General features: G+C 36.5%; 8 protein-coding genes. 6 read left to right on the top strand and 2 right to left on the bottom strand.

All coding sequences use genetic code 11. From position 1 onward, the window contains the following. Positions 1–35: 35 nt before the first annotated feature. On the top strand, positions 36–1,442 hold the full coding sequence (locus tag M0G43_RS07295) for a sensor histidine kinase (protein ID WP_248024730.1): 1,407 nt from the start codon (positions 36–38) through the stop codon (positions 1,440–1,442). Next, positions 1,414–2,121, top strand: coding sequence for a response regulator transcription factor (locus tag M0G43_RS07290; RefSeq protein ID WP_248024729.1), 708 nt, complete (start codon positions 1,414–1,416; stop codon positions 2,119–2,121). Before M0G43_RS07295 ends, M0G43_RS07290 begins: the two co-directional genes overlap by 29 nt. 60 nt (positions 2,122–2,181) lie before the next feature. Here M0G43_RS07290 and M0G43_RS07285 read toward each other — a convergent pair whose 3' ends face one another. Beyond that, positions 2,182–5,388, bottom strand: a complete 3,207-nt coding sequence (locus M0G43_RS07285) for a T9SS-dependent choice-of-anchor J family protein (RefSeq protein ID WP_248024728.1) — start codon at positions 5,386–5,388, stop codon at positions 2,182–2,184. A 191-nt stretch (positions 5,389–5,579) separates the two neighbouring features. On the opposite strand from M0G43_RS07285, the gene M0G43_RS07280 reads away from it, so the two are divergent. From M0G43_RS07280 to ppk1, 4 genes are all read left to right on the top strand, one after another. Beyond that, a complete protein-coding gene (locus tag M0G43_RS07280) occupies positions 5,580–7,169 on the top strand; it encodes a T9SS type A sorting domain-containing protein (protein ID WP_248024726.1) in 1,590 nt (529 codons plus the stop codon). Between the two features lie 101 nt (positions 7,170–7,270). Continuing rightward, positions 7,271–8,050, top strand: a complete 780-nt coding sequence (locus M0G43_RS07275; RefSeq protein ID WP_248024725.1) for a hypothetical protein — start codon at positions 7,271–7,273, stop codon at positions 8,048–8,050. A gap of 2 nt (positions 8,051–8,052) precedes the next feature. Then, complete coding sequence (locus M0G43_RS07270) at positions 8,053–8,667, top strand: deoxynucleoside kinase (protein WP_248024724.1); 615 nt, start codon at positions 8,053–8,055, stop codon at positions 8,665–8,667. A 108-nt stretch (positions 8,668–8,775) separates the two neighbouring features. Further along, positions 8,776–10,809 (top strand): polyphosphate kinase 1, encoded by a 2,034-nt coding sequence (gene ppk1 / locus M0G43_RS07265; RefSeq protein ID WP_248024723.1) that lies wholly within the window; start codon positions 8,776–8,778, stop codon positions 10,807–10,809. Here ppk1 and M0G43_RS07260 read toward each other — a convergent pair. After that, positions 10,799–11,800 carry an App1 family protein gene (locus M0G43_RS07260; RefSeq protein WP_248024722.1) on the bottom strand — a complete coding sequence of 334 codons (1,002 nt, stop codon included), beginning with the start codon at positions 11,798–11,800 and terminating at the stop codon, positions 10,799–10,801. The genes ppk1 and M0G43_RS07260 overlap by 11 nt on opposite strands. Between the last annotated feature and the right edge of the window lies 1 nt (position 11,801).

Below are 11,801 nucleotides of genomic sequence, written 5' to 3'. Positions count from 1 at the left end.
TGAAAGCGCATTCCTTTTTATGTTAATTTGACTCTATGCAAATAAAATCCAAACTTCTTATTGCTGGAGCCATCATCGCGTTAATTGCCTTGACGACTATGCAAGGCTATTTGACCTTTAATACCTATGATTTACGAAAAAAAAGCTTCGCGGTAGAATCAAGGACTAAAATAGGTAGCATCGTAAGTACACCTTATGTTGATTCGCTGTCTTGGGCATACAGAATGGAATTCATTGAAAAAGTTCCCGATTTCAAAAATGGTGCAATTTCAAAGGAAGAACTGTTGAAGGACTTGGAAAATGCTGCAAAAGCAAAAAACGAGCAATTTCGAGATTATTTCAAACGTGGAGCAAAACACTTCAAGTTGGACGACCATATTCTCTTTAAAAAGGTAGCTTCTGGAATTTTGTTTACAGATGAAAACGGTGCGACCCAAGAAATTCTGGTTGATGGAAAAGATGACCCGGTGTTTCTGCTTGGTGAAGATTTTCCTCTTGAAGAAGGTTTGATTATCAACGCCTGGAACTGGACGTTTGACAAAGGATATATCAATGAAAATGGCCTGAATTCCACTGTTAATATCAAATATAGAGCAAGTATTTATATGAAGATTGTGGATTGGGATAAAATTATCTTCAAGCAACTGCTGATATTATTTTTGATAGCATTTCTACTATTTGTTTTCGTAATTACTTTGGTTACATATTCCATTCGGAATCTATTGAAATTGAAACGGATTTCTGATATCAAAACAGATTTCATCAATAACATAACTCACGAACTCAAGACGCCTCTTGCTACTTTGTCCATTGCCACAAAAACATTGACCAACAAGTTTGCAAAGGACAATACAGACATTTCACAAGAGTCCATCGACACCATCAATAGGCAGAATAAACGCTTACAAAACCTTATAGATCAAGTGGTTGATAACAGTTTGGGTTATAATGATATTGATTTAAAATTGGAGCCTGTAAACCTCACAACATTTATAAATGAAGTTTGTGATGATTATGCACTGACATTGCCACGCCATATACAGTTTTTGAGAGCTATTGACAAAACTTCTGTTGAAGCGTATGTGGACAAATTTTATTTGAGTACTGCTATTGTGAATATTCTCAACAATGCTATAAAATTTGATGGTACTGTTATAAAAGTCAGTTACCAGATAAAAAACCAAATGCACATTATCTCAATAACTGATAATGGAATAGGCATCTCAAAAAAGAATAAATCGCTTATCTTTGGTAAGTTCTTTAGAGTGAGCGAGAGAAATGAACATAACTACAAAGGTCTAGGATTAGGACTTTACTATTGCAATCAAATTATCAAAGCTCACAGAGGAACCATTGACGTCGAAAGCAAAGAGAAAGAAGGCTCGACGTTTTATTTGAAAATTCCTCTAGATAATGGAAAGGCGGATTTTACTGGCAGATGATGATATTGATTTTGGCACGACCCTAAAAAAGTATTTAGAGCTCAACAAATTTGAAGTTGTTTGGGCAAAGGATGGTGCTGAAGCATTAGACGTTTTCAAAATGCACTCTTTTGACATTGTTATTATTGACGTTATGATGCCGCGTTTGGATGGGTTTAAGCTATCCAAGAAAATCTCCAAGAAAAATCCAGAAACCCCATTTCTTTTTTTAACAGCGAGAAAAGCCAAAGAGGACCGAATCAAAGGCTTGAGCTTGGGAGCCGATGATTACATTTCAAAACCATTTGAGGTGGAAGAACTCATCTTGCGAATCAACAATATCATAAAGCGTACACAGCAACATCAAACTATTAGTCTGGATTCTGATAAAGAAGAAGGCCCTATATCCATTGGCAAGTATCTTTTTGATGTTGACAATCTTTCTTTGACAATCAATGGCGAAACCTCTAAAATAACTGAAAAGGAAGCACAATTGCTATTGTATCTATTTCAGAACAAAAATAAACTCATTTCTAGGGATGATATCCTTTCCAATGTTTGGGGACACAGTAATTTCTTTTCAGGTAGGAGTATGGATGTGTTCATCACCAGGATCAGAAAGCGTCTCAATGCAGATGACAAAATTAGTATCAATTCCGTTAGAGGAGTAGGTCTAGAATTTTTGATTGAAGAAGAATAAAAAAGGCTACCATTTCGGTAGCCTTTTGATTAACAATTACATTTTAACCCCTAAAAGTAATTATTGTTTGATAAATTTCTTGACTGATGTCGCACCATTTGTAGTTCGAATATTGATGAAATACATTCCGGTTTCAAGATTTGACACATCAACAAAATCAACGTTGTTTGATTGACTCAAGATACGTTGTCCATTGATGCCGAATACTTCTATACTATCAACATTCCTTGCATTGATATGCAAGATATCTTTGACAGGATTTGGGTAAATTGACACTGAATTTTCAATATCAACGGAACCTATACTTAAGGTTTCATTATCTTCATAAGTGACATTATCTATGTAGAAATAATCGAAAGTGGTTGCAGGATTATATTTGAAAGCGATATAGGTATCAGAGCCAGCATAATTTTCAAAAGTAACTATCTTTTCTTCCCAGGTGTCATCGGTCATGTCAGCATCAAGAAATGTTTGATAGGAAGTAAATGTCGATGCATCCGTAGGGTCAGACATTGTTCCTACTTCCAGACCTCCATTATCATTATCATACACGTAAAAACTAATTTGTTTGGTAAAGTCAAAATCAGATAGCAATGGAGAAACTAAAAATATGCCTGCCGTAACATCATTTCCACTATAAAATCGAACACTTGATGTTCCATCTTGGGCTTGTACCGTGCTGTATCTCACATACGGACTTGTTGATGCTGGGTCTATCAAACTAGACCAACAAGGTTCAATCTCGGCATTGTTATCGAAGCCTTCAAAGCTTTCAGAGAATGTATCACTCGCAGGGACGCATACAGTAGTGAAGTTTATTGGGCCAGCCCAAGCGCTGAAGCCATCAGTATCACAATTTGCTCTTACATATATTTCGTAAGTAGTATTGTCCATTAAGCTATTGAAATCAGCATTGGAACTATTTGTGCTTGTTACGGTGCCTGATGTTGGCTCGCCAGTGCTAGCTTCTTGAACCACATATTCCCAATCTGTTTGACTTCCTACAAAATCCCAACTAACTTCAACGGAAGAGGCTGTAACGTTTTCTGCAATAATATTAAGAACTTCTGGACATGCTGGCTGGTCCACAATTGCAATGTCGTCAAAATAGATGGCAGCGCTCGAAGCAGAACCGGCACCATGTTTTAACACAACATATTCATTGATATTTGCTGGTAAATTGACATAATATTGAACATTTGCTCCAGAAGTAGTACCCGTTGTTATTTGGATGGATGTAACTTCTTCAAATGTATTTGCATCCATTGGGTCACTCATAGTTCCAACGATAACGGCTGGTAGCGTAGTAGCACTAGAGGATTTTGCATAAAATTCCAATCTATGGGCACCATCGTTTGCTACTGTACTCTGTGGCAATATTAAAAGAACGTTTGCATTTGCATCATTGCCTGTATTCATAATTATGGTATTAGAACCTGAATTGGCATAGCCTGCAAAACTGCTTACCTGTAATAATGGTGAACCGACTGAATTTGTGATTTTATTCCAGCAAAAAGGGAAATCACCATTTGAATAGGTATCAAAATTTTCAATAAAACCAGTGTTTAAAGGAGCACAAGCTGTTCTAATATCATAGGGTCCATACCATGTACTAAATCCTGAACCCTCACTTCCTGCTGCATCACAATTGGCTCTGACAAAAATCCTGTATGGACTATTAGGTATAATTGCTGCACCGTCAGAATCTGTGGTGATGTTGGTAGAAAGTGATGAGGTAATGATTGGTGTTTCAAGAGCAGGATTGAAATTTAATGATGTTTGAACAACCACTAATTCCCACTCTGTCTGAACCTGCGTATCAGGAGTAAGATTTAGGTCAAAAGATATATCTGTAATATTATCAGCTGTGACATCCAATACTTCAAAGCAAGCAGGTTGGGTAGTTACAACAATTTCATCCAAATAAATAATTCTATTTGAAGTTGCTGTGGTTTCGGGTTTAAACGCTAGGTAGGCATTTGTAGATAATGGAATATTTACATAATACAGGCTGTAATTATTTGTATAGCTCGAAGAGGTTGTCAATTCAAAATTGGATAATTCAACAAAGGTTGAAGAGTCATTCGGGTCAGACATTAAACCTACCTTCATATACGTTACACCAGCTGTTAATGAATTCACTTTGGCTGCAAATTCAACTCTGTGATTACCATCAGCAATAATATAGCTTTCGGGCGACACCAATAATAGGTTGTCATCATCATTCATTGATATTTCATAGTAATTGTCAGGAGAATAAGCCTGTGACGCTGATGTATTCACCTTAAAAGTTGGCGCTGTTCCTGTTGAGGAAGCTATGGTATTCCAGCAATAAGGTGTCATCAATTCGTCTGGCAAAGTTTCAAAATTTTCAGAAAAATCATCTATGATTCCACAACCTGTCCTGAAACTTATAGGCCCAACCCAATCACTTGTGCCATCAGTATCACAATCGGAACGCAGATATAATTCATATGCAGTGTTGCTTGTGAGACCTGGAATGTTAACAGGATTTGTAGCAGGTACAATAGTACCAGCATCCGGATTTCCTGTACCTTCAGGTTGAACTACGTAATCCCAATCAGCTGCTGTAGAAGTCCATTGAACATCAATCGAGTTTTCGTTAATACTTGTCAACGTAATGCCACTTGGAGGATAACAGGTAATTACACTGAAATCAATTTCAATATTTGGTCTGTAATAATCTAAAATTCCAGTTGGTGGTGTGGCTGGGTCAGGATTGGTAGTATTATCACCGTAATGTATCACTCTGCCATTTCCTGTAGAAAAACCAAGATTGTGTGTGATGAAATCATTAGTGTCGCTTCCATCTTGGTTTTCATCAACTGCAATGACCAAATTAGCGCTATTAGAATAGGCAAAAGGTGTATCCAAAATGATCACTGCTTGATTACCATAAGTTTCATAAGTTCCTGAAAAAACCTCGGTCAAATTTCCTAAAGCCACCCATCCTGACGTTGAAGGAAATACATCATCAGTCATTTCAGCCATATAAACAACAATGTCATTGGAGTTTTCAAGTGGGCCATTTGTATAAAATGTAATTTTTGAAATAGTTCCCGCTTGATTGATTTCAGATTGAAGATAAATGGATTGTGAATAGGAATAATTGTCATCGGCATCGATGGGTGTTTCTTGAAACGTGCTTGTTGACAATCCACCTAACGTTACATCATCAATTACAATAGTTTGTGCATTAAGTTGCAGACAAACCAGCGTGATAAGAAATAAGTAAATTTTTTTCATGATTAGTTAATATTAATTGTTGTGTTATTCGTAACTTATAGAGTTGTTTAGCATAATAATCTGGTGTAAATGTATTGACTATGTTAAACTTAAAAAAGCAACACTAGGTTAACGATAAGTTAACGGTTCTGAAACGACTCTGATTTTTCATATTATTTTTGACTTTTGTAACTCACATAAAAATATACATCATGTCTAGAAAATTACTAACGCTTGTTGCGCTCTTATTGACTCAATTTTTAATTGCGCAATCTGATGAAGCTATCGATGCAACGCCTACACAATTATCGGCAACTTATGATTGTGAGAATGCTGAAATAGACGATTTTCAAGGTTTTACCAAATCTTCTGAATTTAATTGTCCTGGTTCGGATTATGACAATTGGATAGATTCTTGGTACACTTTTACTCCTACAGAAACGAGAGTTTATTCAATAGAGATTGAAGCCTTGACCGGGAGTGTTCAAGACGTAAGAATTGGAATTTTTACAGGAACACCCGGGAGTCTGAACAGTCAAACAGGTTGTGCTACAAGATACTATAGTGCTACCTTAAATACTGGACAAACTTATTATATTAATACTCGCGGTGCTTCGGTAAATACACAATATCGTATGTGTGTATATGCATTTCCAGAACAGCCTAGCAATGATGAACCTGCCAATGCAGATACTTTGGTGATATCAACTTTTGATGTATGCGAAAACGTATCTGTCGGTTATACATCAAGTGCTACTCATACTAACGAATCGACTTGCAGTCCTTCAAATCCTGATGTTTGGTATACATTTACTCCAGCGGCTACTGCAGAATACACTTTTAAGGCGACTCATCTTAACGGTTCCGCTCCTCTTTATATTGGTGTCTATAGTGGTACACCGGGTTTTTTAAATGCGTTATCTGAAACATATCCTTCTCCAACTGAGCAGTGTCAAAATATTGTATTGGCCGACTTAACCGGTGGAGAAACTTATTACATTGGTGTTACTTCATCAATGTCTTCACAAGCGGTATATTTTGAGTTATGTGCTTACAAATCTCCCGAACCACCAAGTAACGATGACTGTACCAATCCATTGGCATTAACAGTTGGGCAAACCTTTGAAGAGAGCTACATAGTTGCAACCAATACGTCAGCAACTGTAAATGCATCCAATTCCAATTTCCCAGATTGCGAAACATTGGATTTTTCAACCAGAGGAAGAGATGTATGGTTTACGGTAGTAGTTCCGGCATCGGGTAGTTTCACAATTGAAACTCGAGGTGAACCAACAGAAGACAATATTTCAGACACTGGAATGGAAACCTATACGGGTTCTTGTGGTACAAGTACGTTGATACCATTTTATTACAATTTACCACCGCCAAATCAAGGAACCGCTTATTGCAATGGTCAATTCGTAATCGGTGGTAACCAATTTGCGGGCATTTATTTTACTGATAAAACTCCTGGTGAATTGGTTTATGTAAGAGTTTGGGGATGGTCACAACAATTCGGAAAATTTAGAATTGGCGCTTACGATTCAACATTAAGTATAAATGAATTCGATTTGAATAGTTTTAAATTTTATCCAAATCCTATTAACGACCAGTTGAATATAAAATACAACATGAACATTACTGGTGTGGTAGTTTATGATATGATGGGTAAAGCAATCATACAAGAGGAAACAGATAGTCAATTGGTTTCTGTAAGTACTCAAAATCTTGATGCCGGCTTATATATTGTGACGGTTAAATCTGGTAATGAATCAACGAACTTCAAGGTGGTGAAAAAGTAACCTTAATATTAATAGTAGTTTTGATTGAATCGCTTTTGCATCTGCAAAGGCGATTTTTTTATTTATGTAAAATGGCTCAATTTTTGTACTTTTCATCCACAATGAAAGCAATTTTGTTATTCTTTTTAGGTGCTTGTTTTTCTGCGGTTTCACAAGAATCGATTGAAGCTAAATTGTTTAAATCTGAAACAATTGAACTACAATCCATCATTGGTATTGACAATTTCGGCGTCATTTATATGGTAAACGATAACGTCTTCCATAAGATTGACAAGAATAAGGATTTGACCTATAGCAATATTCAACTTGGCAATATAACAACGGCCAATGCTTTCAACCCATTGAAGATTAATCTGTTCTACAAAAACTTTAATACAGCAATAATTCTCGATAACCGTTTGGCCGAAATTTATAAAATTGATTTCAACACACTTCAACCTTATAAAAATGTGTCTCATATTTCAACTGGTTACGATACAAATCTTTGGATTTTTAATATGGATTTACAGCAACTGGAACTATATGATTATAAAACAAATAAGATTAAGGCAACAGCGATTCCGGTTGAATCCAACGTTTTGGATATAGTCAGTAATTACAATTTCTGCTGGCTTTTGACCGAAAAGCATTTGTATAAATATAATTACTTCGGAAGTTTGGTTGAGAAACTCGAAAATAAAGGTTTCACAAAGCTGTCAGAAGATAACGGAAACCTCATTTTCAAACAGAAAGAACATCTTTTGTTTTTGCCAAAAAATTCCGAGAAACTCTTGCCTATTCCACTCAACGAATTGTTAATAAAACAGTTTTTGGTAACCAATGAAACCTTGTATATTTACGATTCCAAAAAACTACATCAATACCAACTAAAAATCAAGTAAATATGCACGTTGCAATAGCGGGAAACATTGGGGCAGGAAAGACGACTTTAACCAAATTATTGGCAAAGCACTACAAATGGGAACCTCAATTAGAAGACGTTGTGGACAATCCATATCTCGATGATTTTTATAACCAAATGGAGCGATGGAGTTTCAACCTTCAGGTTTACTTTTTGAATAGTAGATTCCGTCAGGTCCTTCAAATTCGTCAAAGTGGAAAGGAAATCATTCAAGATAGAACCATCTACGAAGATGCACATATTTTTGCGCCAAACCTTCACGCTATGGGTTTGATGACCAATCGTGATTATGAGAATTATCGTTCGCTGTTTGATTTGATGGAGTCATTGGTTAAAGGGCCAGATTTATTGATTTATTTGAGAAGTTCCATCCCGAATTTGGTAAAGCAAATCCACAAACGTGGTCGCGACTATGAGAACTCCATTAGCATTGATTATTTGAGCCGTTTGAATGAACGTTATGAAGCTTGGATTCACGGTTATGACAAAGGCAATTTGTTGATTATTGATGTCGATGACATCGATTTTGTCACGAAACCTGAAGATTTGGGTTATGTCATCAATAAAATTGATGCCGAAATCAACGGATTGTTTTGATTCTGTTAATTCATTTGGGTTTTCAAAGAATATCAAATGCGCTAATATCCTTATCAATTCCTTCACATTTTTTCAAAAAATAAACTGTATTTTGCCATAAATTAGGATATGGCCTCACTCTATAATAATAAATATTACCATCGCGATTTATCGTGGTTACGATTCAACCATCGCGTTCTTCAGGAAATGGTAGATAAGCGCAATCCGCTTTATGAACGGATTAAGTTTATGGCGATTTTTTCTTCTAATCTCGATGAATTTTTTCGGGTTCGGGTTTCAGATATCAGACAAATTAAAGTTCTCGATAAGCCTTTGAGAAAAAAGTTGATTACAAAGCCGAACGCGGTACTCAAAGAACTCAAAGTTCAAGTAGATAAACTTCAGGAAGAATTTGGCGATATTTTTGAAAACCAAATCATTCCAGATTTGAAGCAAGAAGGAATTTCACTCATAAAATATAAGGACTTCACCAAAAAACAAAAGAAAGTTGCCGAAGCTCATTTTGACAAGGAATTGAAGCATAAAATCGATTTAAAGAACTCCTATTTCACGTCGAAAGATGCGGTTTTTGTTGAAAATGAAAGTTCTTACATCACAGCGTCCATTTCCAAAACCAAATTTCAAGTCGTTCAGATTCCTAAAGATGAACCGCGGTTTTTCGTTTTTCCTTCGGATGATAATACGTATGCCATCACTTTTATTGATGACATTATCAAGTACAATTTATATCGCATTCAATCCGATTTGGATTTGTCCTATTATGCCATCAAAATTTCAAGGGATGCCGAACTTTATATTGAAGATGAATTTTCGGGTAATTTGATGGAAAAAATCAAGGAATCGCTTCCGAAGAGAGAAACAGGTCAAGCCACGCGTATCCTTATAGACAAACGGATGCCGCAAGCGTTTCAAAATGTATTGAAGAAAGCGTTGGATGTATCGCACGCAGACATTGTTTTGGGTGGAACGTATCATAATTTCCGCGATTTCTTCAAATTTCCAAATCCAACAAAAAAGAATTTGTATTTTGAAGAGCTTCCACCTTTATCGCATCCAGTGACTTCAAATTATGACTCAATGTTTGAAGCGATTGATGAAAAAGACCAATTGATGCACTTTCCGTATCAGTCGTTTGATCCAGTCATCAAGCTTATTGAAGAAGCTGCCGATGACCCTTCCGTGAAAGTCATTAAAATGACAATGTATCGTCTTGCGGATGAATCGAGATTGAATTCCGCCGTCGCAAGGGCTGCAAAAAAAGGTAAAAAAGTTGTGGTTTTTATTGAAGTGAAAGCTCGTTTTGATGAGCACAACAACCTGAAATGGGGTGAAATTTTTAAGGAGAATGGTGCTGAAGTCCTTTACAGTTATCCAGGCATCAAAGTGCATTCAAAGGTGTTCTATATCGAAAGGGAAATTGAAGGTAAAACAAAAACCTACTGCTATATAGGAACAGGAAATTTCAATGAGAAAACTGCCGAACTCTACACAGATTTTGGTTTGATGACCGCACACAAGAAAATCACGCAGGAAATCAATAAAATATTCTTGGTGCTCGAGGGAATTTTTATAGTTCCAAAGGCCAAAAAACTATTGGTATCTCCATTTACAATGCGTTATAAGTTTGTCAGCCTTGTCGAAAATGAAATTCTGGCGGCACAAGCTGGAAAGGAGGCATATATCATTATGAAAATGAATAGCCTTCAGGATAAAAATATGATTAAACTTCTGTATGAAGCGAGTCAAAAAGGCGTTCAGATTCGACTTTTAGTGAGAGGTATTTGCAGCTTGGTGCCAGGTATCAAAGGGCAAAGCGAAAATATTTACATCACAAGTATTCTCGACCGATTTTTGGAACACGGTCGTATTTATATTTTTGGGAATGGTGGTGAGGAAAAAATGTACATTGGTTCTGCCGATTGGATGACGCGCAATTTGAGCCATCGTATTGAGGTGGTTACACCAATCCTTGACCCTGACCATTTCAAGACCATTCGAGATGTGATTGATATTCAATTAAAAGACAATGTGAAAGCACGAATCATTGATGCAGAACAGACGAATGCCTATGTGAAAAATGATGAACCTGAAATTCGGTCACAGTACGCCACTTACGATTACTTTAAAAACATCAAACAATAAAACCGTTTTGGCGAGCGTGCTCAATAGCTTGTTCGCTACTTTCGACCAAAAGCGCAGGAACGGTTTTGTAACCTTCATATAAACCTGTGACGCGAAGCATTTTCTTTTTGTGCTTTACACTTCGGAGATAAATCGCCAAAATTCGTTCAGGAAATGATTCTGCAATTTCGAGGTAGATGTCGGCATCGTGTTCACCACTGTCGCCAATCAAAATCAACTTTAACTCTGGATAAGTTTTAAGTATGTTGATGATTTCTTTTTGCTTTTGCGGTTTTTCGCCAGAATTTCTACGAATTCGGAAATTTGCAAAACTGCGCAACAATATTGGACCTTTTGGGAAATTATTTTTCTTCAGAAAGAATTCCAAATACCGATACATATTCCAAGGACTGTGGCTTACGTAAAAAATTGGGTTGGTTTCTTTTCCAGAAGCTCCTCGATGCAATAGATGATAGAATTCTGCGGCACCTTCCAACGGAATTCTATTTTTGGCCGTCTTCAAAAAGGTATTGTAAATTACGCGCCACTTAAAAATAGATACCAATCCCGTGTGCAGAATGGTATCATCAATATCACTTGCCACACCAAAAGAATAATTGTCAGGAATGAGCATTTCCCCAGGGAATCTATTTTTAAGCTGAATGACGCGAGTTTGTGTAAAATCTTTATAAGAAAGCTCAACATTCATCCAGCCTTCGTCGTTGGTCATCTCTTTTAAATTTTCTACTGAATCATCAACCAAGAAAAAGCCTTTGTCGTCCGTTTGAGTTTCAATAATATGATTATTGGGTAATTTTAGAAGCAGCGTCGTATTTCTGATTTCATCCGTTTCAAAACGTTTATACGCATTAATCAACAATTTTATAGGATGCTTTCCTTCTAGGTCGATGGATTCGTCTTCCAAAGCTCGTCCACGAATGTACAAGTGCGAATCGGTTCCATAACTTTGGAACACGATGATTTGCAAAGGGTCTTTTTTGAACCAGCCCATA

This window comes from Subsaxibacter sp. CAU 1640 (assembly GCF_023156585.1).
In the GTDB taxonomy this organism is placed as follows: domain Bacteria; phylum Bacteroidota; class Bacteroidia; order Flavobacteriales; family Flavobacteriaceae; genus JBPOFM01.
Note: the sequence above shows the minus strand (reverse complement) of the source record. Positions and strands in the feature narration are given on the sequence as shown.